The organism is Pseudomonas sp. NIBRBAC000502773 (assembly GCF_006517195.1).
Taxonomy (GTDB): domain Bacteria; phylum Pseudomonadota; class Gammaproteobacteria; order Pseudomonadales; family Pseudomonadaceae; genus Aquipseudomonas; species Aquipseudomonas marginalis.
Map to the genome: position 1 here is coordinate 1,205,197 of NZ_CP041189.1, position 23,328 is coordinate 1,228,524.

The following is a 23,328-nucleotide window of genomic DNA, read 5'->3' on the forward strand; positions in this document are numbered from 1 at the left end:
GCGATGATCCAACACAGGAATGTAGCTGAACTGTAGTCGAGGTTATCGCACCCCGTGGGACGTCAACTCACCTGACCGCCCACTTCCAGCACATCCACCGGGGTATTCCACGCCGTCGACACCGCGATGCGCAGCCCATCGACCAGGCCCGCTCCAAGCTGGTTCGGCACGTGGATAAAACCACTGCGTACACCGGTGCCCGCGAGTTCGTGCTGCAGGCAGTAGAACACCTGGTTGCACACGAATGTACCCGCCGTCTGCGATACCGACACCGCAATCCCTGCTTCGCGCACCGCCCTGGCCATGGCCTTGATAGGCAGAGTCGAGAAGTACGCCGCCGGGCCGCCGACCACCACCGCCGTGTCGATGGGCTGCTCCCCCAGATTATCGGGGATGCGTGCATCGTTGATGTTGATCGCCACTCGCTCGAGGGATATTTCGCTGCGCCCGGAGGCCAACCCAGTGGCGATGACCATCGCCGGGAGCAGTTCACTGATCAGTTGGAGCAGGCACTCACCCGCCGTGGCAAACGCACAGGGCAATCGGCGCGCAACAATGCGCACATCATCGTCGAGTTGCACGCCATCCAACTGGCGCACCGCCTCCCAGGAAGGATTCACCAGGTCTTGATCAAAGGGCTCGAACCCCGTCAGCAATACAGTTCGCATCTTGGCCTCACATCAACACATAAAGCAGGACAATATTGACCACCAGCATCATCAACGCGGTCGGCAGTTGCGCCTTGATCACCGCGTTCTTGTCCGGCAACTCCAGCAACGCCGCCGGCACGATATTGAAGTTGGCCGCCATCGGCGTCATCAGCGTACCGCAGTAGCCGGAGAACATACCGATGGCGGCCATCACCGCCGGGTTACCGCCGTAGATACCCACCAGCACCGGCACGCCGACGCCCCCGGTCATCACCGGGAACGCCGCGAAGCCATTGCCCATGATTACCGTGAACAGCGCCATGCCCAGCACGTACACCATGACCGCCACCAACTTGAAATCCAGGTTGATGTAGGTGGTGGTGACATGGGCGACAGCCGTGCCGACACCGGCCTCATTGAACAGCAGGCCAAGCATCGCCAGCATCTGCGGCAGCACCATGGCCCAGCCCAGGGCCTCGGTGAGTCGCCGGGATTCGCGCAAGGCTTGCACCGGGGTATCACGGGTCAGCCAGCACGCCAGGCCGAGGGCGATCAGGCAGCCGATGCCGAGGGACACAAAGGTGGTGTTTTTCGGATCCAACAGCGGTACGCCGCCAATCTCGGTGTGCTTGAGCAAAACCGAACCGATCACGGTGGTCAGGGGGATCGCCAGCGCCGGGATAAACAGCTTGTGCCCGAGGCGGCCGGCACTGGCGCGCGAAGCCTTGTCATGCAACTCAGCATGGGTGCCACGGCCGACGCCGCCCAGGCCGGCGATCAGTGCCATCACCACCACTCCCGCACCGACCACCACCGAGGGCAGGCGCTCCCCTACCAGGAACGGGATGGCGAACAGCAGCCAGAACAGTGCGCTGGACCAGCGCTTGGGATGGGTTCGATCCAACAGGATCATGCCGGCGGTGATCAGCAGCAGGACCCCGGCGAGCCAGTACAGGTATTGGATAGAGATGATCATTGCGCGGCCTCCACTGGGGTCACGGCGGTCGTCATCTCGCGGGTCAGTCTTCGGTCAAACCGATGAAGTCGGATCGCGTGAACGATAAAGGCGCAAATCGCCGTAGGAATACCCCACACCGCAATGTGCAGCGGCTCCACATCAATCCCCGAACCGAGCAGGAAGGTATGCATCAACGCAATCGCACCAAAGGCGACGAAGATGTCCTCACCAAAAAACAGGCCGACGTTATCGGTGGCCGCACACATGGCCAACACCTTGTGACGCAGTTTGTCCGGCAGTTTGCCGTAGCGCTTTTCCGCCGCGCCTTCGGCCATCGGTGCCAGTAGCGGGCGCACCATCTGCGGGTGCCCGCCGAGGCTGGTCAAGCCCATGGCTGCGGTGGATTCGCGTACAAACAGATAGATGATCAGCAGGCGTCCGACCGTGGCGCGCTCAAACCGCGCAATCCAGTTCTGCGCGTGCAGGCGCAAGCCGTGGCGCTCCAGCAAACCGATGACAGCGAGGGGCAACAACAGGATCAATTGCAGGGCGCGAGTCTGTAGGAAACCATCCCCCATAGTGGCGAGGATTTTCTCCAGCGGGAAGTGGGCAGCGAGCCCGGTGGCGATAGCTGCGGCGGTGACCACCAACAGCGGATTGAAACGCAAAACAAAGCCAACCACGATCACAAGTACGCCGATCAACGGCCATAAGTTCACAACAGTTTGCATGGCGGAGAAGTCCTTAAGTGCGCGCTGCGGCGCCATTACAGCAGGATGTGAACAAAGGGTTCACAGCAGGAAGTGGCGTGCAGTCGGCTCGGTTTTTTATTGTTGGCCCGTCAGGGCGAGCGTCAGTGGCGGCAACTGTGCTGCCTGGGAGCAGGAGGTGTCCAACAAGAAAAATTGTTGCTGCAAACCAATAAATTTTGTGGGTAATTGAGTAGCCCACGAGTAACAGACGTGGACAGGCCATGAAGGATTCGCTCATCTTAACGCCGCCCGTTTATCGTGCGCGGCGCATCGGGCAGTTGGTCGGCCTTCTTCATCAAACCGTTCACTGAAAGAGGGCAGCACCGGTGAGCTCAGCCATTCCAGATTCCGCCGCGCAAAACCGCCTCAGTCTACACACCAGTCTGATCGCCCTGGTGGTCGCCGTAACCTTCTTCATGGAGAACCTTGACGCCACGGTCATCGCCACCGCGCTACCGACCATGGCGACCGCCTTCGGGGTGACACCGGTCGACATGAACATCGGCATCACCGCCTATATCCTCGCCGTGGCGATCTTCATACCGCTGTCCAGCTGGGTCGCCGACCGCTTTGGTGCGCGCCGGGTATTCGCAGGCGCAATCATCCTGTTCACCCTCGCCTCGCTGCTCTGCGGGCTCAGCCAAAGTATTGAGATGTTCGTGTTCGCCCGCGTTCTGCAGGGCATCGGCGGCGCATTGATGGTGCCCGTAGGACGCTTGGCGGTGTTACGTAATACGGACAAGAAAGACTTGGTGAAGATGATTGCGATCATTACCTGGCCCGGCCTGGTCGCGCCGATTCTGGGGCCGCTGGCCGGTGGGTTGATCGTGACGCATGCATCGTGGCCATGGATCTTCTACGTGAATCTGCCGCTGGGTGTGTTGGCATTGGCCGCCGCACTGTGGCTGGTACCGGAAGACCGTGAAGCCAGCGTGCGCCAGTTCGATGCCAAGGGTTTTGTACTGCTGGCAGGCGCCTGTGTGGCCCTGCTGGGTGGGCTGGAATGGCTGAGTAACCAGACCGGTGAACGCCTTATTCCAGGCGCCGTGCTGGTCGCGGCAGGCATCGCGCTGGCAGTGTGGGCCATTCACCATTGCCGCCATGCCAGCGACCCGTTATTGCCGCTCGAGACCCTGTCCATCGATACATTTCGCGTGAGCATCTATGGCGGCTCGCTGTTTCGCCTGGCCATCAGCGCCCTGCCGTTCCTGCTGCCGCTGCTGTTTCAAATCGCCTTTGGCTTGTCCCCGGTGGACGCAGGCTTGCTGGTGCTGGCGGTATTCGCCGGCAATCTGGCGATGAAGCCGTTCACCACGGCCATCATGCGCCGCTATGGGTTTCGCCAAGTCTTGCTGGTGAACGGGGTAATCGGTGTGGTGTCGATAGCCGCCTGCGCGCTTTTCACGGTGCAGACCCCATTTGTACTGATCGCGGCCGTGTTGTTTGTGGGAGGGTTGTCCCGCTCGATGCAGTTCACCTGCTACAACTCGATCGGCTTTGCGGATGTGCCCAAACCGCGCATGAGTGAGGCGTCGGCGCTGTTCAGCATGTCATTCCAGCTGGCCATGGGGATGGGCGTAACGGTGGCGGCGCTGCTGCTACGGGCATCCATGACCCTGCAGGGGCATGAGATGCAGGCACAGGTCGGGGATTTTCGCGTGGCGTTCGTCGGCGTGGCGCTGCTGGGAACGTGGGCGCTGGTGGATGTATATCGCTTGACGGTGGGAGCGGGAGAAAGTGTGTTGAATCGACAGTGAAGGCTGCGACTCAACACACTGTTGCCAGTATCAGGCGGTGGTACTGACCATCGAACCCGACGTGCTGTTGCCCTCATCGGTGACTGCCTGCAACAGTGCGGAAGTCACTGTCTGCAACGCCGCCGCAGTACCGGCGATCTGCATCTGCGCCGCCGCTACTGCCGCCGCTTTGGCTTCTGCACTCTGGTTGCTGGACTGAGCTTTCTGCAAGGCTTGCTGCTGCGCTTGAAGCTGCTTTTGCAACTGCTCGATCTGCTTCTTCAATTCTTTGACGGTATCGGACTCCTTCGAGAGCGAGGAGGCTTGGCCACCGCCACCGCCACTTACACCTGCCGCACCATTGGAATCAGCGTGCATGTTGACGGTCGTGCCGCCTGCGCTGCTTGTACTTTCCTTGGTCGCGACAGCCGTCGAGCTGACAGTGCTTGGGGTGCTTGCTACGGAGGCGGTAGTGCTGATGTTGATAAGCATGCCAAGTGTCCGAGAGTAAGAGATTTGCGATCTCTATCGGCCTGGGGGTCGATTACTTTAGGTGGGGGTAGGAAGATTTTCGGGTAGTAATAAATCGCACTAACAAAAAAGGGCCCACCTTTCGGTGAGCCCTTCGCGACCGCCCAGCAGAGCGGATTTTGTTTGGTAGGCGCGATTGGACTCGAACCAACGACCCCCACCATGTCAAGGTGGTGCTCTAACCAACTGAGCTACGTGCCTGCTGTGAGGCGGCATTCTACGGAATTCCGGAGGGGTGTCAACATCTTTTTTGCAGCTAACCCTATGAATATGCGAATTATTTATTTGCAGCCGACGCACCGCACTTTTTGGGGTGGCTGGCAGGCAATTTTCAACTCAGGTAGGATCAGGGCACTCGTAAAAAATATAAAACAGAGGTTCCAGGATGGCGAACACCCCCTATCCCCAGTCGTATTACGCCGCTTCCGCAAATGCCGTTCCGCCACGCCCAATGTTGCAAGGCGACGTCGAAACCGATGTGTGCGTGATCGGTGCCGGCTATACCGGCCTGTCCAGCGCGCTGTTCCTGCTGGAGAACGGTTTTCGCGTGACGGTACTGGAAGCCGCCAAGGTGGGTTTTGGCGCGTCAGGCCGCAATGGCGGGCAGATCGTCAACAGCTACAGCCGTGACATTGATGTGATCGAGCGCAGCGTCGGCCCCCAGCAGGCGCAGTTGCTGGGGCAGATGGCGTTCGAGGGCGGCAGGATCATCCGCGAGCGGGTCTCCAAGTACCAGATCCAGTGCGACCTCAAGGACGGCGGCGTGTTCGCGGCACTCAACAGCAAGCACATGGGCCACCTGGAGTCGCAGAAACGCTTATGGGAGCGCTACGGCCATACACAGCTGGAGTTGCTGGACCAGCGCCGCATTCGCGAGGTCGTGGCCTGTGACAACTATGTCGGCGGACTGCTGGACATGAGTGGCGGCCATATTCACCCACTCAACCTGGCACTCGGTGAAGCCGCAGCCGTGGAGTCCCTGGGCGGGACGATCTACGAACAATCGGCGGCGGTGCGCATCGAGCGTGGCGCCAACCCGGTGGTTCACACCGCCGAAGGCAAGGTCAGGGCCAAGTTCATCATCGTCGCGGGCAATGCCTACCTGGGCAACCTGGTGCCGGAGCTGGCGGCCAAGTCGATGCCCTGCGGCACCCAGGTGATCACGACGGCGCCACTCGGGGATGACCTGGCCAGGACACTCCTGCCGCAGGATTACTGCGTAGAGGACTGCAACTACCTGCTCGACTACTATCGCCTCACCAGTGACAAGCGCCTGATCTTCGGCGGTGGCGTGGTGTATGGCGCGCGCGACCCGGCGAACATCGAAGCAATCATCCGCCCGAAGATGCTCAAGGCCTTCCCGCAACTCAAGGATGTGAAGATCGACTACGCCTGGACCGGCAACTTCCTGCTGACCCTGTCGCGCTTGCCGCAGGTTGGTCGCCTGGGCGACAACATCTACTACTCACAAGGCTGCAGCGGCCATGGCGTGACGTACACCCACCTGGCGGGCAAGGTCCTGGCGGAAGCGCTGAGAGGCCAGGCAGAGCGCTTTGATGCGTTTGCCGACCTGCCGCACTACCCATTCCCGGGCGGGCAACTGTTGCGCACACCGTTTGCGGCACTGGGGGCCTGGTATTACGGGCTGCGGGATAAGCTGGGCTTCTGACAAATCAATGGGAGCCGGTTCGCCGGCTCCCGCAAAAAATTCCCAAATTGCCAAATTGTAGACACAAAAAACCCCGGTCTTTCGACCAGGGTCTTTGCTATCGGATCAAAGTAGCCAGTGGCTTGCTTTGTGCTCCAAGGCGTTCAGCGGGCCTTGAGGCAGATATGGCGCAGCGGACGGGACTCGAACCCGCGACCCCCGGCGTGACAGGCCGGTATTCTAACCGACTGAACTACCGCTGCGTATCGCTTGACCGGCCGAGCAAACCGCCTCAACCGCCCTTGAACATCTGATTGATCAGCTTGGCTGTTCAACCTCAAGCTCGATAAATCGAACCTGGAAAATATGGCGCAGCGGACGGGACTCGAACCCGCGACCCCCGGCGTGACAGGCCGGTATTCTAACCGACTGAACTACCGCTGCGCGTCGGTGCAACTTTTAACGTTGCGTCCTGCCCGAAGGCAAAACTCTCAAGAAGTGGTGGGTGATGACGGGATCGAACCGCCGACCCTCTGCTTGTAAGGCAGATGCTCTCCCAGCTGAGCTAATCACCCTTTGCTTCGTTGAGGCCGCGAAATTTACGCAGGTAGCGGACCTAAGTCAATAGCCTGCTTGAAGTTTTTCTGAAAAAGACAAAATGGCTTCAAGACGGCTACCTGTCCTACTCGCTGTAAATCATCTTCTTGCTCATGCCACCGTCCACCACAAACTCTTGCCCGGTGACAAACCCGGCCTGGCGCGACAGCAACCACGCCACCATCGCTGCCACGTCCTCTACCGTACCCACCCTGCCCGCCGGATGCTGGGCATGATCGGCATCGGTCAAAGGCTCGGCACGCCGTGCAGCAGGATCGCGGGCATCGATCCAGCCAGGGCTGACCGCATTCACCCGCACTTCCGGCCCGAGGCTGATCGCCAAGGCGTGAGTAAGGGCCAACAGCCCCCCTTTACTCGCCGCGTAGGCTTCGGTATCCGGTTCAGACTGACGAGCCCGGGTCGAGGCCAGATTGACGATGGCCCCGCCATGGGCACGCAGGTATGGCGCACAATGCTTGGCCAGCAACATCGGCCCGCTCAGGTTAACGGCCAGCACGCGGTTCCAGTAGGCCAGGTCGAGGCTTTCCAGGGTGATATTGTGTGGGTCGGCCACCGCAGCGTTACAGACCAACGCGTCCAGGCGACCGAACTGCCCCAGGACTTCGGCGACCCCCTGGGCCACCTGTTTCTCGTCAGCCACGTCCATGGTGATAAACCAGGCGTTTTCGCCCAGCACCTTGGACACCTTGGAACCGCGCTCGCGGTCGAGGTCGGTCAAGACCACCTGCCAGCCTTCGCTGATCAGCCACGCCGCAATCCCGAGGCCAATACCCCGCGCCGCGCCCGTCACCAGGGCGACGCGCCCATTACTGGCCGCCGCGGCCTCCAGGGACCACTCGATCACAAGGCAGCCAGCCCGCGAGCCAGGTCAGCCTGCAGATCCGTGACATCTTCCAGGCCGACCGCGATGCGGATCAGGCTGTCCCGGATACCGGCCGCCTCACGCTCCTGCGGCGCCAGGCGTCCGTGGGAGGTGGTGCTCGGATGGGTAATGGTGGTCTTGCTATCGCCCAGGTTGGCCGTGATGGAGATCAGGCGCGTCGCATCGATAAAGCGCCAGGCGCCCTCTTTGCCGCCCTTCACTTCGAAACTCACCACGGCGCCGAAACCACGCTGCTGGCGCTGGGCCAATGCGTGCTGCGGGTGGCTCTTGAGGCCGGCGTAATGCACTTTTTCGATACCGTCCTGCTGCTCCAGCCACTCGGCCAGGGCCTGGGCGTTGGCGCAATGGGCTTTCATACGCAGGCTGAGGGTTTCCAGGCCCTTGAGGAAGATCCAGGCATTGAACGGGCTCAGGGTCGGGCCGGCGGTGCGCAGGAAGCCCACCACTTCCTTCATCTGCTCGCTGCGGCCTGCAACCACGCCGCCCATGCAACGGCCCTGGCCATCGATAAACTTGGTGGCTGAGTGCACCACAATGTCCGCGCCGAGCTTCAGCGGCTGCTGCAAGGCCGGCGTGCAGAAACAGTTGTCGACCACCAGCATCGCGCCTTTGGCGTGAGCCACTTCGGACAACGCGGCGATATCCACCAACTCGGCCAGCGGATTGGATGGCGACTCGACGAACAGCAACCTGGTGTTGGACTTGATTGCCGCACCCCACCCGGACAGATCCGCCAGGGGCACGTAGTCCACTTCGATACCGAAGCGCTTGAAATACTTCTCGAACAGACTGATGGTCGAACCGAACACGCTGCGCGACACCAGCACGTGGTCGCCGGCACTGCACAGGCTCATTACCACCGCCAGGATCGCCGCCATGCCGGTGGCCGTTGCCACCGCCTGCTCTGCACCTTCCAGCGCCGCAATACGCTCTTCAAACGCGCGCACAGTCGGGTTGGTGTAGCGGGAATAAACGTTACCCGGCACTTCGCCAGCAAAGCGCGCAGCGGCGTCGGCCGCCGTGCGGAACACGTAGCTGGAGGTGAAGAACATCGGGTCACCGTGTTCACCTTCCGGGGTACGGTGCTGGCCGGCGCGCACAGCCAGGGTATCGAAAGCTACGCCATCGAGGTCGCTGTCCAAGCGACCGGCATCCCATTCCTGACTCATGCTGCGACTCCTTACTCAATTCTTTATTTAAGATACAAAACCGGCCCCTCAGGGCCGGTGTCTACTCAGTTGTTGTACAGATCGATGATCGCGCTGACCGCCTGGGTCTTGATCTTCGACGAGTCGTTACGCGCCTGCTCGATCTTGTTCAGGTAGGCCTCGTCGACGTCACCGGTCACGTACTTGCCGTCGAACACGGCGCAGTCGAACTGCTCGATCTTGATCTTGCCACCGCCGACCGCTTCGATCAGGTCCGGCAGGTCCTGGTAGATCAGCCAATCGGCGCCGATCAGATCGGCCACGTCCTGGGTCGTACGGTTGTGTGCGATCAGTTCGTGGGCGCTCGGCATGTCGATACCGTACACGTTCGGGTAACGCACGGCAGGCGCTGCGGAACAGAAGTACACGTTCTTCGCACCGGCTTCACGGGCCATCTGGATGATTTGCTTGCAGGTGGTGCCGCGCACGATGGAATCGTCCACCAGCATCACGTTCTTGCCGCGGAATTCCAGTTCGATGGCGTTGAGCTTCTGGCGCACCGACTTCTTGCGCGCCGCCTGGCCCGGCATGATGAAGGTGCGACCGATGTAACGGTTCTTCACGAAGCCTTCGCGGAACTTGACGCCCAGGTGGTTGGCCAATTCCAGCGCAGCGGTACGGCTGGTGTCCGGGATCGGGATCACCACGTCGATGTCGTGCTCGGGACGCTCGCGCAGGATCTTGTCGGCCAGCTTCTCGCCCATGCGCAGGCGCGCTTTGTACACCGAAACGCCGTCGATGATCGAATCCGGACGCGCCAGGTAGACGTGTTCGAAGATGCACGGGGTAAGTTTCGGCGCGACAGCGCACTGACGGGTATGCAGTTTGCCGTCTTCGGTGATGTACACCGCTTCGCCCGGCGCGAGGTCGCGGATCAGGGTGAAGCCCAGCACGTCCAGGGATACGCTTTCGGACGCGATCATGTACTCGACGCCTTCATCGGTGTGACGCTGGCCGAACACGATCGGGCGAATACCGTGGGGGTCACGGAAGCCGACGATGCCGTAGCCGGTGATCATCGCCACAACGGCATAACCGCCGACGCAACGGTTATGCACGTCGATCACGGCGGCGAACACATCTTCTTCGGTCGGCTGCAGCTTGCCGCGCTGGGCCAGCTCGTGGGCGAACACGTTGAGCAGCACTTCCGAGTCGGAGCTGGTGTTGACGTGGCGCAGGTCAGATTCGTAAATCTCCTTGGCCAGTTGCTCAACGTTGGTCAGGTTACCGTTATGCGCCAGGGTAATGCCGTAAGGCGAGTTGACGTAGAACGGCTGAGCTTCGGCCGACGTCGAGCTACCGGCAGTCGGGTAACGCACATGGCCAATGCCCATGTGCCCGACGAGGCGCTGCATGTGACGCTGATGGAACACGTCACGTACCAGGCCATTGTCCTTGCGCAGGAATAACCGGCCGTCGTGGCTGGTCACAATACCGGCAGCGTCCTGGCCGCGGTGCTGGAGGACGGTTAGCGCGTCATACAGCGCCTGATTGACGTTCGACTTACCGACGATACCGACGATGCCACACATGCGACGCAACCCCTACTTAATGAATCTTGACTGAACACAACTTACTGCGGCGTTTTGGCCGGCAAGAGATGTTCCTTGAACGGAAGATCAGCGGGTACGCTGATTCCGCTGGCCAGCCACTGACTGCTCCACCCCAAGATGAGGTTCTTGGACCAATCTGCAACCAATAGAAATTTTGGCACGAGTACCGACTCCTGCCACCACGAATCCTGCTGTACCGGCCCCAGGCTCAACAGCCCGACCGCCACGACCACCAGCAACGCGCCACGCGCGGCACCGAAGGCCATGCCGAGAAATCGATCGGTCCCGGAGAGGCCGGTGACACGTATCAACTCGCCAATAAGATAATTGACCATTGCCCCCACCAGCAGCGTGGCGATGAACATGATGGCGCAGCCCGCGATGACGCGAGCCGAAGGTGTCTCGATGTATCCGGCCAGGTAGACCGACAATGAACCGCCGAACATCCAGGCTACGACTCCTGCGATGATCCAGGTCAGCAACGACAGTGCTTCTTTTACGAAGCCGCGGCTTAGACTGATCAAAGCGGAGATGGCGACGATTGCAACGATCGCCCAGTCAACCCAGGTAAATGGCACGTTTGAGCCTACGGACGGATAAGGCGGCGCATTTTAGCAGAGCGTCGGGCTGTCGGTAAGCTGTGATTGCGGCTGCTTTGCAAATCAATAGATTGTGGCGGGCCGATCACATTTCAACCTCACCACAAAACCAATGTGGGAGGAGGCTTGCCCCCGATTGCGGCTTATCAATCACTGCATAGTGCTGACTGATCCACCGCTATCGGGGGCAAGCCCCCTCCCACATTTGATTGGACTTCAGGTTTAAACCGATACGGGCTCAGCCGCGCTCAGGCTGGAAGCGTGTGACGAAGCCTTTCAGGTTCTGCTGACGGTCCAGCAAATCCCGCAGCCGGTCGGCCTCGGCGCGCTCGATCAGCGGCCCGATAAACACGCGGTTCTTGCCGTCGGCGCTACGGATATAGGCGTTGTAGCCCTGGGCACGCAGCTTCTTCTGCAAGGCGTCGGCGCCTTCGCGATTGCCCAGGCTGGCCACCTGGATCGACCAACTGATCGGCAGACCATTAGGATCGATACGGCTCTGACCCACATCCGGCTTGCCCGGCGCGGCAGGCTGCGGCACCACCGGTTTGGGCGCAGGCGCAGGCGTCGCCGGCTTGGCGGCGACCGCCGGAGCAGGTGTCGGCTTGACCACCGGCACGCTTGGCTGCACCGGCATCGACGGCGCCTGCTGCGCAGCCACCTCATCGTCAGTCGGCACCGGCTCTTCTTCGGGCAACGCCTGCGGCTCAGGCACCACCACCGGCTCCACCTGCACTTGGGGCACTGCCGGTGCCTGGGGCGCAGCCGGAGCCTCGACAACCACCTGGCGCTGCTCGTCCTGGCGGGAAAACAGCATCGGCAGGAAAATCACCGCCAATGCCACCAGCACCAGGGCTCCAACCATTCGCTGCTTGTATGCGCTATCCAGTAATGCCATGTGCAGCTTCCTCCGTGGAGCGCCGGGCCAACCACTCAAGCGCCTCGGCAACACAATAAAATGATCCGAACAACAGAATCTCGTCCTCGGCCGTCGCCACCGCGCACTGCGCCTCCAGGGCAGCAGTCACGCTTGCATACGACGCCACCGGCGCACCAAGGTTCTGTAACACGATCTCAAGCTCATGGGCCGGACGACTGCGCGGCGTATCCAGCGGCGCTACCGCCCAAGCCTGGACACTGTCCAGCAACGGTGCAACCACGCCCTCCAGGTCCTTATCGGCGAGCAAGCCGAATACAGCCAGGCGACGACCGACCGGCGGCGTGCGCACCAGGCGTTTTGCCAGGTATTGCGCTGCATGGGGGTTATGCCCCACATCCAGCAACAGGTTCAGGTGCTTGCCATGCCAGTCGAACACCCGGCGATCCAGGCGCCCTACCACGCGGGTCGCCAGCAACGTCGCAGCAATCTGCTCAGCCTGCCAAGGCAGGTCCAGCAACAGATAGGCTTGCAGCGCGAGTGCGGCATTCTCCATCGGCAGATTCAGCAAGGGCAGATCACGCAGCTCCACAGCCTGCCCACGGGCATCCCGCCCGCACCACTGCCAGTGCCGGTCACCGATTTCAAGATTGAATTCGCGGCCCCGCAGGAAGAATGGGCAGCCCAGCTCACGCACCTTGTCCAACAAGGGCAGCGGCGGATCCAGGTCACCGCACAGCGCAGGCTTGCCCGGGCGGAAAATCCCGGCCTTCTCATAGGCCACGGACTCGCGGGTATCCCCCAGGTAGTCAGCATGGTCCACGCCAATACTGGTGACCAGCGCCAGGTCGGCATCCACCACGTTTACGGTGTCCAGGCGCCCGCCCAGGCCCACTTCCAATACGACCACATCCAGCTGCGCACGCTCGAACAGCCAGAACGCCGCCAGGGTGCCCATTTCGAAGTAAGTCAGGGAAATCTCGCCCCGCCCGGCATCGAGTGCGGCAAAGGCTTCGCAGAGTTGCTCATCGCTGGCTTCGACGCCATTGAGTTGCACCCGCTCGTTGTAACGCAGCAAGTGCGGCGAGCTGTACACGCCGACTTTCAGCCCCTGGGCTTGCAGCAGCGCGGCAACAAAGGCACAGGTAGAGCCCTTGCCGTTGGTGCCGGTCACCGTGATCACACGCGGCGCCGGCCGGCCCAACCCAAGGCGGGCCGCTACCTGTTGCGAGCGCTCCAGGCCCATGTCGATGGCGGACGGATGCAACTGCTCGAGGTAGGCGAGCCATTCGCCCAGGGTACGTTGGGTCATAGGTTCGCAGGCACCGGCGGCACAACGATCGGCTCGACTTTAGGCGCGACGTAAACAGGTGTCGGCAGGCCCATCATCTGCGCCAGCAGGCTACCCAGGCGTGGACGCAGCTCACCGCGCGGAATGATCAGGTCGATTGCGCCGTGCTCCAGCAGGAACTCGCTGCGCTGGAAGCCTTCCGGCAGTTTTTCGCGCACGGTCTGCTCGATCACGCGCGGGCCGGCAAAGCCGATCAAGGCTTTTGGCTCACCGACGATCACGTCGCCGAGCATCGCCAGGCTGGCGGAAACGCCGCCGTAGACCGGGTCGGTCAGCACGGAGATAAACGGAATGCCTTCTTCGCGCAGACGCGCCAGCACCGCAGAGGTCTTGGCCATTTGCATCAGGGAGATCAACGCTTCCTGCATCCGCGCACCACCGGAGGCGGCGAAGCAGATCATCGGGCAGCGGTTTTCCAGGGCGTAGTTGGCCGCGCGCACGAAACGCTCGCCGACGATGGCCCCCATGGAGCCGCCCATGAAGGAGAACTCGAACGCCGACACCACCACCGGCATGCCCAGCAGCTTGCCGCTGACGGAAATCAACGCGTCCTTCTCACCGGTCTGCTTTTGCGCAGCGGTCAGGCGGTCCTTGTACTTCTTGCCGTCGCGGAACTTGAGACGGTCGACCGGCTCCAGGTCGGCGCCCAGCTCGTTACGGCCGTCGGCGTCGAGGAAGATGTCGATGCGGGCGCGGGCGCCGATACGCATGTGGTGGTTGCACTTGGGGCAAACATCCAGGGTCTTTTCCAGCTCGGGGCGGTACAGCACCGCGTCGCAGGATGGGCACTTGTGCCACAGACCTTCAGGAACCGAGCTTTTCTTCACCTCGGAACGCATGATCGAAGGGATCAGTTTGTCTACTAACCAGTTGCTCATGCTTTCTTTCTCCAGTACCGGTGGCTTGAACACAGCCCCGCGTATGCCCTTGAGCTAAATTCATATGTGGCGATGACGCAGGCTGGACGGGGTCAGACGTTCGACCTGCCATTTCCAGCCTGCATCCTCAGCCTTCCAGACAGCCTGCCTGCGCAGGTTGCCACTTCATTTCCGGGCCTCCCTCAGGCGGCGCCGGGCTGTTTTACACAGTGGTAGTTATGGACGGCGGCAGACTGCCAGCCGTCACATCCCGCCACAGCTGTTGCGCACCGCCTGCATGAATGCGCGAATCCTGTCGTGATCCTTGATGCCCTTGCCTTGCTCTACCCCACCGCTGACATCCACGGCATACGGCCGGACCTGTTGAATCGCCGCACCGACATTCCCAGGGTTGAGCCCCCCGGCCAGGATGATCGGCTTGCTCAATCCTTCAGGAATCAGCGACCAATCGAACGCTTCGCCGGTACCACCGGGTACGCCTTCGACATACGTGTCCAACAGAACGCCACGCGCGCCGGAATAGGCAGCGCAGGCCCTCGCTATATCGTCACCCGCCTTGACCCGCAACGCCTTGATATACGGGCGTTGGTAGCTTTCACATTGATCCGGGGTTTCGTCGCCGTGAAATTGCAGCATATCCAGCTGCACGGCATCCAGGGTTTCGTTGAGTTCGCAGCGGCTGGCGTTGACGAACAAGCCCACGGTGGTCACGAACGGCGGCAGCGCCGCAATGATCGCCCGCGCCTGCAACACATTCACCGCCCGCGGGCTCCTGGCATAAAACACCAGGCCAATGGCATCCGCCCCCGCCTCGACTGCCGCCAGCGCGTCTTCTATGCGGGTAATCCCGCAAATCTTGCTGCGAACGGCAGGCATGTCGTAGAAACCTCAGGGGTTGGACCGATAAAGTCCCGGATGGTAACAAAAGCTTTTCCGGGCGTCAGCCGCCAAGTTCACTGAACCCTGTGAGGAAGTGTGGCCCGATGAAACGCTGCGGCAGCTCGAACTCGTCGCGGTACTCCACGTCCACCAGGTACAGGCCAAACGGATGCGCCGTGACGCCGCCCGTGCGGCGGATGCGGCTTTCCAGTACTTCCCTGGCCCATTCCACCGGGCGTTCGCCAGTGCCGATGGTCATCAATACGCCAGCAATGTTACGCACCATATGGTGCAGGAAGGCACCGGCGCGGATGTCCAGCACAATCATCTTGCCGTGGCGAGTCACCCGCAGATGGTGGACTTCCTTGATAGGCGACTTGGCCTGGCACTGGCCGGCGCGGAACGCACTGAAATCATGCACCCCCACCAGATGCTGCGCAGCCTCGGCCATGCGCTCGGCATCCAGCGGGCGGTGGTTCCAGGTGATTTCTTCGTTGAGGTGCGCGGGACGGATCTGGTCGTTGTAGATCACATAGCGATAACGCCGGGCAATCGCCTTGAAGCGCGCATGAAAGTGCGCAGGCATGACCTTGGCCCAACTGACGCTGACGTCATGGGGCAAATTGATATTGGCGCCCATCACCCAGGCCTTCATCGTGCGTTCGGCCTGGGTATCGAAGTGCACCACCTGGCCGCAGGCATGCACACCGGCATCGGTACGTCCGGCGCACATCAATGACACCGGGGAGTCAGCCACTTTCGACAGCGCCTTCTCCAGGGTTTCCTGCACCGTTAGCACGCCTGACGCCTGACGCTGCCAGCCGCGATAGCGCGAGCCTTTGTATTCCACGCCGAGGGCGATGCGGTAAAAGCCAGCGGCCGCCATTTCGGCGGCCGGGTTATCTATATTTGCCAAGAACTGAGAGCCTGATGAGTTGCGCGAAGGCGGCCATTATAAATGCGGCAGATGCGTGGCGTGCGCTTTTGTTAGGGATTGACCTTCCCACACCGCACCGGCATCAACCTTCAGATTTTGCCGAGCATTTCCTTGGCCTCGCCGCGCTGCGCTTCATCACCTTCGGTGAGCACTTCGGAGAGGATGTCCCGCGCGCCGTCGGCATCCCCCATGTCGATATAGGCCTGGGCGAGATCGAGCTTGGTGGCGACTTCATTCGTGCCAGACAGGAAGTCGAACTCCGGCTCATCCCCACCCAGCGCCGCGTCCTCGGCGGTAAAGGAGGGTTCGATGGGCGGATTCTCCAGGCTTTGGGACAGGCGATCCAGCTCGGCGTTGACATCGTCCAGCTCCGAAGCGAAGGCATCCGGCTTGGCGGCTTCGCCTGGTTCGTCCGCCAGGGACAGGTCGAAATCCTCCGGCAAATCGAAGTCATCCAGCGCCGATGGGGTCAGCGTCGGCGGCTCCACTGCCGACACATCCTTCATCTGGTCCTCAAGACCGGAAAGGAAGTCATCGTCGGACTGCTCGGACGCCGGGGTATTCGGCTGCAGATCGAGGTCGAAGTCCGACAGGTTTTCCTTGTCGACCTTGGACGCCGATTGCTGTTCCAGGAGCGCTGCAAACGTCTGTTCGTCGTCCAGGTTGGCTGGCGAAGCCGCCTCCAGCTCATCCAGGCTCAGGTCGAAATCGGTGTCGAGTGCATCGGGCTCGGCGGCTGGGACGGCCGGTTTGTCTTCCAGCAGGTCCTTGACGTACTGAGCGTCGAGGGCCGCGGCGGCAACCGCGGCACTGACGCCCGCCGCCAATACCGCCATCGCAGGAAAGCGCGACTTGAGTTGCTCGACCTGGGCATGGTTCTCACCATTGGCCACCAGTTGACGCTCCTGGGTCACGAAACCGTCCTTGTCGCTTTGCAGGCCGTAGACCTCCATCAGCTTCAACCGCAGGTCGCTGCGTTTAGGCTCGTGCTTGATCGCTTGTTCCAGCACATCGGCGGCCTGGTTCAGGTGACCACGGTCGATATGGGACTGGGCTTGCGCCAGGGCATCGTTGGCGTTTTGCGGGGCCACGGCAGCGGCCAGCGGCGCGAGCACGGAGGCAACCGTCGGAACCGCCACCGCCGGCGCAACCACTGGAGCGGGTGCCGGAGCCGCTGCCAGCTTGACGTTCGGCGGCGGCACTTCGAGGCCTTCGAAACTGTCCGACGGCAGGTCCTGTTCGATGTTCGAGGTAAATTCCGGCTCTTCAGCCAGCGCCCGCGCCATGCGCAAGTGCTTTTCCTCTTCACGGCGGGCGTTGCGATGGCGCGCCCACAGCAGCAGGAGCAGCAACACCACCAGGCCAGCCGCGCCGCCGATCACACCGAGGACAACCGGGTTGGTCAGCAGTTCATTGAACTTGCCTTCGGTGGTGTCAGGTGCGGCGGCCGGTTTAGCCGCTTCAGGTGCCGGCGCAGCAGGGGTTGGCGTTGGCGCGGCGGTCTGTGCAGCGGGTGCTGCCGGCGTGGCGGCCGGGTCGCTTGCCAGCTGTGCAGGCATCGCTGCCGTCGCCGCTACGGCCGGGTCGCCTTTTTCTGCCTGCAAACGGGCCAGTTGATCGTTTTTCAGTTGAATCAACTTTTGCAGTTTATCCAACTGGCTTTGCAGATCTGCGGCACGGCTCTTGAGCTCTTCGTTATCGCGGCGAGTGGTGTCCAGTTGCTCCTGGGTCATCGCCAGCTTGTCGCTCAGGACCTGGCTGTCGCCGGCCTTGCCCTTGCCGCCTTTCTTGGCTGCTTCAGCCGAGACCAGGCTCAGGTTGTCCTGGGTATTGGTGGTCGACGGCGCATTGCCGGCCTGGGCACGCTTGGTGGCGTCCAGTTGCTGCTTGCCGGCCGCCTGATTGGTCGCCCCGCGCCGACCCTGGCGCCAGGCGGCATTTTGTACCCTCACTTCGGCGATTGCCTGAGGTTGCGGCAACGCCGTGCTTTGTACGGTGTCCGGCAGGCGCAGCACCTGGCCGGTTTTCAGGCGGTTGATATTGCCGTCGACAAAGGCGTCGGGGTTGAGGGCCTGAATGGCCAGCATGGTCTGCTGCACCGAGCCGCCATTGCGGTGCTTCTGCGCAATTTCCCACAGGGTGTCGCGGGAGGTGGTGGTGTGCTGGGCCGGCGTGCTCACAGCGGGCGCAGTACGGGAGGGCGTTCCCACGCGCGGTGCAGGTGCTGCGGAGGTCGAAGCCGACTGGTCGAACTTGGCAGGGTCGAGCAACACGCTGTAGTCGCGCATCAAGCGGCCATTAGGCCATTGCACCTGCAGCAGGAAACGTACGTAGGAATCCGGCAGCGGCTTGCTGGAGGTGACGCGCACCACGCTGCGGCCACTGGGATTGATGACCGGGGTAAACGTCAGGTCATCGAGAAACGCCTGGCGATCGACGCCCGCGTCCACGAATGCCTGGGATGAGGCCAGGCTCGGGGTGATCTCGGACGCCGTGAGGCCACCGACATCGAGCAATTCGATTTCCACCGACAACGGCTGGTTCAACTTCGACTTAAGGGTCATTTCCCCCAGCTGCAGCGCCTGCGCCATACCGGAGGACAGCGCCGAGGCGGCCGCTATTGCTAACACCAGTTTGCGAACTTGAACCATAGCCTCATCCTTTGTTTGAACACTCCCCGGCCTGCGAGAAGGTTGGTAACCGCTTGCCATAAGGCATGGCGAGCCGATAGGTCACCGACGCGCAATTGTTCCTGCTTGGGGCCAAGCATAGCGCCTGGTTAGAATCAATCTACAAATTGCCGCCAAGTATCTTTTACGCAAGGCGTTTTATCAACAACTGCGCCAGCTGCACGGCGTTAAGGGCGGCGCCCTTGCGTACGTTATCTGACGTCAGCCACAGATTTAGTTCAGCCGGATCATCCACGCCAGCGCGCACCCGGCCTACGTAGACTACATCCTGGCCCACTGCGTCGCCCACGGCTGTAGGGTAATCACCCTCTTCTACCAGTTCGATACCCGGCGCGGCCTCCAATGCGCGGTTGACGGCGGCAAGATCAACCGCCGCGCCCAATTGCAATGACACAGTCAGGCTATCGCCAAAAAACACCGGGGCTTGAACGCAAGTTGCGGAAATCTTTAGCAAAGGTAATTCCAGGACTGCGCGCAGTTCGTGAACCAGGCGCTTTTCCAGGGCGGTATGACCTTGGGCGTCTGGCGTGCCGACCTGTGCCAACAGGTTAAAGGCCATTTGCCGGTCAAAGAACTTAGGTTCCAGAGGGCGCACGTTCAGGAGCTCGGCGGTCTGACGTGCCAATTCGCTGACGGCTTCCCGGCCTTGGGCAGACACTGCCAGGCTGGCAGTGACAGCAACACGCTGGATGTCCAGCAAGCCGCGCAACGGCGCCAGCACCACCGCCAGGTTGGTGGCCGACGGGCTCGGGCTGCCGAGCTGGAACGGTTTTTTCAGGCCGTCGAGGACGTGGGCATTGGCTTCCGGCACCACCTGGGGCGCCTGCTCGGCGGGCAAGGCTCCCGACAAGTCGATCACCGAGCAACCCGCCGCCGTGGCACGGGGCGCGAAGCTCAGGGTGACTGCTGGGCCTGCGGCGAAGAAAGCCAGTTGCACCTTGCTGAAATCGAATTCGTCGACCTCCTTGACCCGTACGTTCTTGCCGCGAAACGGTACCGACGCGCCAGCAGAATTACTGCCCGCCAGCAGGTACAGGGTGCCCACCGGGAATGCCAGCTCTTCGAGAATCTGCACCAGGGTTTCGCCGACCGTACCGGTGGCACCGATCACGGCAATTTCAAAGGTCTGGGTCATGGGGGCTGCCTCGGGCATTGCGGGGGGAGCGGCACTTTACCGGGTGGCCGGGAGTGAGGCAATTAACCTGGGGCTGGTGGAGTGGCTGATGGTGCTATCGGGGGCAATCCCCCTTCCACATTCAACCAAGCGCCAACGTTGAAATGCTGTTCACTGTGGGAGGGGGCTTGCTCCCGATAGCGCCCGAAAGAACAATAAAAAACCCCGCGACTGTCACCAGACCGCGGGGTTCTTCAACAGCAGGAAATCAACGCTCCAGCAAAATCCGCAGCATGCGACGCAGCGGCTCGGCCGCGCCCCACAGCAGTTGGTCGCCGACGGTGAACGCCCCCAGGTACTGGGTGCCCATGTTCAGCTTGCGCAGACGGCCCACCGGTACATTCAGGGTACCAGTGACCTTGGTCGGGCTCAGCTCCTGCATGCTGATGTCGCGGTTGTTCGGCACCAGCTTGACCCAGGGGTTGTGCTGGCTGATCAGCCCTTCGATATCGGCGATCGGCACGTCTTTGTTCAGCTTGATGGTCAGCGCCTGGCTGTGGCAGCGCATGGCGCCGATGCGCACGCAGATGCCATCCACCGGGATCGGGCTCTTGAACCGGCCGAGGATCTTGTTCGTCTCGGCCTGGGCCTTCCACTCTTCGCGGCTCTGGCCGTTCGGCAGCTCTTTGTCGATCCACGGGATCAGGCTGCCGGCCAATGGCACACCGAAGTTCTCGGTCGGGTAGGCATCGCTGCGCATGGCTTCGGCCACACGGCGGTCGATGTCGAGGATCGCGCTGGCCGGGTCGGCCAGTTGATCGGCGACGGCGGCGTGGGTCGCGCCCATCTGCTTGATCAACTCACGCATGTTCTGCGCGCCGGCGCCGGACGCCGCCTGGTAGGTCATGGCGCTCATCCACTCGACCAGGCCGGCTTCGAACAAGCCGCCCAGGCCCATCAGCATCAGGCTGACGGTGCAGTTGCCGCCCACATAATTCTTGGTGCCGGCATCCAGCTGCTGGTCGATGACCTTGCGGTTGACCGGGTCGAGGATGATCACGGCGTCGTCCTGCATGCGCAGGCTCGAGGCGGCGTCGATCCAGTAACCCTGCCAGCCGGCTTCACGCAGCTTGGGGAAGACTTCGCTGGTGTAGTCGCCACCCTGGCAGGTGAGGATCACGTCGAGGGTTTTCAGCTCTTCAATGCTGTAGGCGTCCTTGAGCGGGGCAATATCCTTGCCCACGGACGGCCCTTGGCCACCTACGTTCGAAGTGGTGAAAAACACCGGCTCAATAAGATCGAAATCCTGCTCTTCCAGCATCCGCTGCATGAGCACGGAACCGACCATACCGCGCCAACCGATCAGACCTACACGTTTCATCGCAACTACACCTTGTTAAAAAGTGGGCCGCCTTGCAGCAACAACTGCAAGCGGGCCCGAGAGATTACAGATTCCGCAGCGCGGCGACTACTGCGTCGCCCATTTCTTGCGTACCCACCTTGGTGCAACCCTGCGACCAGATGTCGCCGGTGCGCAAGCCCTGGTCCAGCACCAGGCTCACGGCCTTCTCGATCGCGTCCGCAGCGTCGCTCAGGTTGAAGCTGTAACGCAGCATCATCGAGACCGACAGGATGGTCGCCAGCGGGTTGGCAATGCCCTGGCCCGCAATGTCCGGCGCCGAGCCGTGGCAAGGCTCGTACATGCCCTTGTTATTGGTGTCCAGGGACGCCGACGGCAGCATGCCGATGGAACCGGTGAGCATCGACGCCTGGTCGGACAGGATGTCGCCGAACAGGTTGTCGGTGACAATCACGTCGAACTGCTTCGGCGCACGGACCAGTTGCATGGCGGCGTTGTCGACGTACATGTGGCTCAGTTCGACGTCCGGGTAGTCCTTGGCCACTTCTTCGACGATTTCGCGCCACAGTTGGCTGGAGGCCAGGACGTTGGCCTTGTCCACCGAGCAGACCTTCTTGCCACGCACACGGGCCATGTCGAAACCGACACGGGCGATACGGCGGATTTCGCTCTCGCTGTACGGCAGGGTGTCGTAGGCCTGGCGTTCACCATTCTCCAACTCGCGCACGCCCCGTGGCGAGCCAAAGTAGATACCGCCGGTCAGTTCACGCACGATCAGGATGTCCAGGCCCGCCACCACTTCCGGCTTCAGGCTCGACGCGTCGGCCAGTTGCGGGTAGAGGATCGCCGGGCGCAGGTTGCCGAACAGGCCCAGCTGCGCGCGGATTTTCAGCAGGCCGCGCTCAGGGCGGATATCACGCTCGATCTTGTCCCACTTCGGGCCACCCACGGCGCCAAGCAGCACGGCATCGGCGGCGCGGGCGCGGTCCAGGGTTTCGTCGGCCAGGGGCACGCCGTGCTTGTCGATGGCAGCGCCGCCGATCACGTCGTGGCTCAATTCGAAGCCCAGGCTGTACTTGCTGTTGGCAAGCTCCAGGACCTTGACCGCTTCGGCCATGATTTCCGGACCAATACCGTCGCCAGGGAGAATCAGAATCTGCTTGCTCATGGGTTCCTCATTTCATCGAGCGACCTGCCCGTGGGCAGGCCGGGAAAATTAATCAGCGTTCGGCCCAGACCACCAGCACGTCGGTGCTGAAGGTGCCGTCGGCCTGAATCTCGTAGTAATCGCGCACTTCCTGGCCCATCGCCTGCTGCAGCTCCAGGATCGCGGCGCGCAACACTTGCGGTGTGCGCATGCGTTCGACCCACGAGGTGTATTCCAGGCGCAGGCGCTGGCGGCTGCTGTTGCGTACGTGCAAGCCGGCTTCGCTGAGCTGGCGCATCCATTCGGCGGCGGAGTAGTCACGCACGTGGCTGGTGTCGCGCAGCACTTCGACGGTTTGCAGGTAAGTGTCCAGCAACGGGCTGCCCGGTGACAAGACATCGATAAACGCCGCCACGCCGCCCGGCTTGAGCACGCGGCGCACTTCGCGCAGGGCCACGCCGAGGTCGCTCCAATGGTGCGCCGAATAACGGCTGAACACGAAGTCGAATTCGCCATCGGCAAACGGCAGGCGCTCGGCGGCGCCGTTTACGGTGCTGATATTGGTGAGACCGCGATCTTGCGCAGCGGCGGCCACCACATCGAGCATCTGCTGGGAGAGGTCGTAGGCCACGACTTCCTTAACCAATGGCGCCACATGAAAACTCACATGACCGGCACCGCAACCCAGGTCCAGCAGCCGCGCATCGCCCTGCCCGGCCAGTTCGGCCTGGAGCAGCGCGAATTCGGTGCCTTGGGCGTGCACGGCACTGCTCAGGTAGGCAGACGCCTGTTCGCCGAATTGTTTTTGCACGACTTGGGTGTGGGCGGTGCTGGTCATGGTGGCATCCTTCAAGGGGTGTGTTGCTGGTACCGGCCCTATCGGGGGCAAGCCCCCTCCCACATTTGGAATGCGCTCCCCCTGTGAGAGGGGGCTTGCCCCCGATGAAGCCGGTCCTGCC

At 61.9% G+C, this 23,328-nt stretch carries 20 protein-coding genes and 4 tRNA genes; 2 read left to right on the forward strand and 22 right to left on the reverse strand.

The window, feature by feature from the left end:
* Positions 1 to 62: 62 nt before the first annotated feature.
* Genes pcp through NIBR502773_RS05435 form a run of 3 tightly spaced genes read right to left on the reverse strand, consistent with a single transcriptional unit; the run spans position 63 to position 2,339 of the window.
* Complete coding sequence (gene pcp, locus NIBR502773_RS05425; RefSeq protein ID WP_141155578.1) at positions 63 to 668, reverse strand: pyroglutamyl-peptidase I; 606 nt, start codon at positions 666 to 668, stop codon at positions 63 to 65.
* A 7-nt stretch (positions 669 to 675) separates the two neighbouring features.
* Positions 676 to 1,626: a DUF979 domain-containing protein gene (locus NIBR502773_RS05430; RefSeq protein WP_065927250.1), complete on the reverse strand. Its 951-nt coding sequence runs from the start codon at positions 1,624 to 1,626 to the stop codon at positions 676 to 678.
* Positions 1,623 to 2,339, reverse strand: a complete 717-nt coding sequence (locus NIBR502773_RS05435; RefSeq protein WP_065940364.1) for a DUF969 domain-containing protein — start codon at positions 2,337 to 2,339, stop codon at positions 1,623 to 1,625. The genes NIBR502773_RS05430 and NIBR502773_RS05435 overlap by 4 nt, the downstream gene beginning before the upstream one ends.
* Positions 2,340 to 2,776: 437 nt before the next feature.
* Here NIBR502773_RS05435 and NIBR502773_RS05440 point away from each other — a divergent pair, with 437 nt between their 5' ends.
* Entirely contained in the window at positions 2,777 to 4,117 is a 1,341-nt protein-coding gene (locus NIBR502773_RS05440; protein WP_257228320.1) for a DHA2 family efflux MFS transporter permease subunit, read from the forward strand.
* 30 nt (positions 4,118 to 4,147) lie between these two features.
* Here NIBR502773_RS05440 and NIBR502773_RS05445 read toward each other — a convergent pair whose 3' ends face one another.
* On the reverse strand, positions 4,148 to 4,588 hold the full coding sequence (locus NIBR502773_RS05445; RefSeq protein WP_141155580.1) for a hypothetical protein: 441 nt from the start codon (positions 4,586 to 4,588) through the stop codon (positions 4,148 to 4,150).
* Positions 4,589 to 4,751: 163 nt separating this feature from the next.
* Positions 4,752 to 4,828, reverse strand: a tRNA-Val gene (locus NIBR502773_RS05450).
* A 184-nt stretch (positions 4,829 to 5,012) separates the two neighbouring features.
* On the opposite strand from NIBR502773_RS05450, the gene NIBR502773_RS05455 reads away from it, so the two are divergent.
* Positions 5,013 to 6,296 carry an FAD-binding oxidoreductase gene (locus tag NIBR502773_RS05455; protein WP_141155581.1) on the forward strand — a complete coding sequence of 428 codons (1,284 nt, stop codon included), beginning with the start codon at positions 5,013 to 5,015 and terminating at the stop codon, positions 6,294 to 6,296.
* A gap of 165 nt (positions 6,297 to 6,461) precedes the next feature.
* On the opposite strand, the gene NIBR502773_RS05460 is transcribed toward NIBR502773_RS05455, so the two are convergent.
* From NIBR502773_RS05460 to NIBR502773_RS05540, 17 genes are all read right to left on the reverse strand, one after another.
* Positions 6,462 to 6,538: transfer RNA gene (locus NIBR502773_RS05460), tRNA-Asp, on the reverse strand.
* Positions 6,539 to 6,642: 104 nt separating this feature from the next.
* Positions 6,643 to 6,719: transfer RNA gene (locus tag NIBR502773_RS05465), tRNA-Asp, on the reverse strand.
* A gap of 55 nt (positions 6,720 to 6,774) precedes the next feature.
* Positions 6,775 to 6,850: transfer RNA gene (locus NIBR502773_RS05470), tRNA-Val, on the reverse strand.
* Between the two features lie 107 nt (positions 6,851 to 6,957).
* Positions 6,958 to 7,722, reverse strand: a complete 765-nt coding sequence (locus NIBR502773_RS05475; RefSeq protein WP_027604081.1) for an SDR family oxidoreductase — start codon at positions 7,720 to 7,722, stop codon at positions 6,958 to 6,960.
* A gap of 11 nt (positions 7,723 to 7,733) precedes the next feature.
* A complete protein-coding gene (locus tag NIBR502773_RS05480) occupies positions 7,734 to 8,945 on the reverse strand; it encodes an O-succinylhomoserine sulfhydrylase (RefSeq protein WP_141155582.1) in 1,212 nt (403 codons plus the stop codon).
* Positions 8,946 to 9,010: 65 nt separating this feature from the next.
* On the reverse strand, positions 9,011 to 10,516 hold the full coding sequence (purF, locus tag NIBR502773_RS05485) for an amidophosphoribosyltransferase (RefSeq protein ID WP_027604079.1): 1,506 nt from the start codon (positions 10,514 to 10,516) through the stop codon (positions 9,011 to 9,013).
* A 41-nt stretch (positions 10,517 to 10,557) separates the two neighbouring features.
* Entirely contained in the window at positions 10,558 to 11,115 is a 558-nt protein-coding gene (locus NIBR502773_RS05490) for a CvpA family protein (protein WP_003192538.1), read from the reverse strand.
* A gap of 259 nt (positions 11,116 to 11,374) precedes the next feature.
* Entirely contained in the window at positions 11,375 to 12,034 is a 660-nt protein-coding gene (locus NIBR502773_RS05495) for an SPOR domain-containing protein (RefSeq protein WP_065940368.1), read from the reverse strand.
* Positions 12,018 to 13,325 (reverse strand): bifunctional tetrahydrofolate synthase/dihydrofolate synthase, encoded by a 1,308-nt coding sequence (gene folC, locus NIBR502773_RS05500; protein WP_141155583.1) that lies wholly within the window; start codon positions 13,323 to 13,325, stop codon positions 12,018 to 12,020. The genes NIBR502773_RS05495 and folC overlap by 17 nt, the downstream gene beginning before the upstream one ends.
* Positions 13,322 to 14,242 carry an acetyl-CoA carboxylase, carboxyltransferase subunit beta gene (gene accD / locus NIBR502773_RS05505; RefSeq protein WP_027604076.1) on the reverse strand — a complete coding sequence of 307 codons (921 nt, stop codon included), beginning with the start codon at positions 14,240 to 14,242 and terminating at the stop codon, positions 13,322 to 13,324. Before accD ends, folC begins: the two co-directional genes overlap by 4 nt.
* Positions 14,243 to 14,485: 243 nt before the next feature.
* Positions 14,486 to 15,118, reverse strand: coding sequence for a phosphoribosylanthranilate isomerase (locus NIBR502773_RS05510; protein ID WP_141155584.1), 633 nt, complete (start codon positions 15,116 to 15,118; stop codon positions 14,486 to 14,488).
* Between the two features lie 64 nt (positions 15,119 to 15,182).
* Complete coding sequence (gene truA / locus NIBR502773_RS05515) at positions 15,183 to 16,007, reverse strand: tRNA pseudouridine(38-40) synthase TruA (protein WP_027604074.1); 825 nt, start codon at positions 16,005 to 16,007, stop codon at positions 15,183 to 15,185.
* A 140-nt stretch (positions 16,008 to 16,147) separates the two neighbouring features.
* Positions 16,148 to 18,709: a FimV/HubP family polar landmark protein gene (locus NIBR502773_RS05520; protein WP_141155585.1), complete on the reverse strand. Its 2,562-nt coding sequence runs from the start codon at positions 18,707 to 18,709 to the stop codon at positions 16,148 to 16,150.
* Between the two features lie 163 nt (positions 18,710 to 18,872).
* Complete coding sequence (locus NIBR502773_RS05525; RefSeq protein WP_141155586.1) at positions 18,873 to 19,883, reverse strand: aspartate-semialdehyde dehydrogenase; 1,011 nt, start codon at positions 19,881 to 19,883, stop codon at positions 18,873 to 18,875.
* Between the two features lie 247 nt (positions 19,884 to 20,130).
* Positions 20,131 to 21,243 (reverse strand): aspartate-semialdehyde dehydrogenase, encoded by a 1,113-nt coding sequence (gene asd / locus NIBR502773_RS05530; RefSeq protein WP_027604071.1) that lies wholly within the window; start codon positions 21,241 to 21,243, stop codon positions 20,131 to 20,133.
* A 64-nt stretch (positions 21,244 to 21,307) separates the two neighbouring features.
* Positions 21,308 to 22,390: a 3-isopropylmalate dehydrogenase gene (leuB, locus tag NIBR502773_RS05535; protein ID WP_017530190.1), complete on the reverse strand. Its 1,083-nt coding sequence runs from the start codon at positions 22,388 to 22,390 to the stop codon at positions 21,308 to 21,310.
* A 52-nt stretch (positions 22,391 to 22,442) separates the two neighbouring features.
* Positions 22,443 to 23,207, reverse strand: a complete 765-nt coding sequence (locus NIBR502773_RS05540; protein WP_141155587.1) for a class I SAM-dependent methyltransferase — start codon at positions 23,205 to 23,207, stop codon at positions 22,443 to 22,445.
* Positions 23,208 to 23,328: the final 121 nt, after the last annotated feature.

What these genes read in the sequence shown, in the direction of transcription:
- pcp (WP_141155578.1), bottom strand. Translation starts at nt 668, where the DNA reads ATGCGAACTGTATTGCTGACGGGGTTCGAGCCCTTTGATCAAGACCTG.
- NIBR502773_RS05430 (WP_065927250.1), bottom strand. Translation starts at nt 1,626, where the DNA reads ATGATCATCTCTATCCAATACCTGTACTGGCTCGCCGGGGTCCTGCTG.
- NIBR502773_RS05435 (WP_065940364.1), bottom strand. Translation starts at nt 2,339, where the DNA reads ATGCAAACTGTTGTGAACTTATGGCCGTTGATCGGCGTACTTGTGATC.
- NIBR502773_RS05440 (WP_257228320.1), top strand. Translation starts at nt 2,777, where the DNA reads ATGGAGAACCTTGACGCCACGGTCATCGCCACCGCGCTACCGACCATG.
- NIBR502773_RS05445 (WP_141155580.1), bottom strand. Translation starts at nt 4,588, where the DNA reads ATGCTTATCAACATCAGCACTACCGCCTCCGTAGCAAGCACCCCAAGC.
- NIBR502773_RS05455 (WP_141155581.1), top strand. Translation starts at nt 5,013, where the DNA reads ATGGCGAACACCCCCTATCCCCAGTCGTATTACGCCGCTTCCGCAAAT.
- NIBR502773_RS05480 (WP_141155582.1), bottom strand. Translation starts at nt 8,945, where the DNA reads ATGAGTCAGGAATGGGATGCCGGTCGCTTGGACAGCGACCTCGATGGC.
- purF (WP_027604079.1), bottom strand. Translation starts at nt 10,516, where the DNA reads ATGTGTGGCATCGTCGGTATCGTCGGTAAGTCGAACGTCAATCAGGCG.
- NIBR502773_RS05495 (WP_065940368.1), bottom strand. Translation starts at nt 12,034, where the DNA reads ATGGCATTACTGGATAGCGCATACAAGCAGCGAATGGTTGGAGCCCTG.
- folC (WP_141155583.1), bottom strand. Translation starts at nt 13,325, where the DNA reads ATGACCCAACGTACCCTGGGCGAATGGCTCGCCTACCTCGAGCAGTTG.
- accD (WP_027604076.1), bottom strand. Translation starts at nt 14,242, where the DNA reads ATGAGCAACTGGTTAGTAGACAAACTGATCCCTTCGATCATGCGTTCC.
- NIBR502773_RS05510 (WP_141155584.1), bottom strand. Translation starts at nt 15,118, where the DNA reads ATGCCTGCCGTTCGCAGCAAGATTTGCGGGATTACCCGCATAGAAGAC.
- truA (WP_027604074.1), bottom strand. Translation starts at nt 16,007, where the DNA reads ATGGCGGCCGCTGGCTTTTACCGCATCGCCCTCGGCGTGGAATACAAA.
- NIBR502773_RS05520 (WP_141155585.1), bottom strand. Translation starts at nt 18,709, where the DNA reads ATGGTTCAAGTTCGCAAACTGGTGTTAGCAATAGCGGCCGCCTCGGCG.
- NIBR502773_RS05525 (WP_141155586.1), bottom strand. Translation starts at nt 19,883, where the DNA reads ATGACCCAGACCTTTGAAATTGCCGTGATCGGTGCCACCGGTACGGTC.
- asd (WP_027604071.1), bottom strand. Translation starts at nt 21,243, where the DNA reads ATGAAACGTGTAGGTCTGATCGGTTGGCGCGGTATGGTCGGTTCCGTG.
- leuB (WP_017530190.1), bottom strand. Translation starts at nt 22,390, where the DNA reads ATGAGCAAGCAGATTCTGATTCTCCCTGGCGACGGTATTGGTCCGGAA.
- NIBR502773_RS05540 (WP_141155587.1), bottom strand. Translation starts at nt 23,207, where the DNA reads ATGACCAGCACCGCCCACACCCAAGTCGTGCAAAAACAATTCGGCGAA.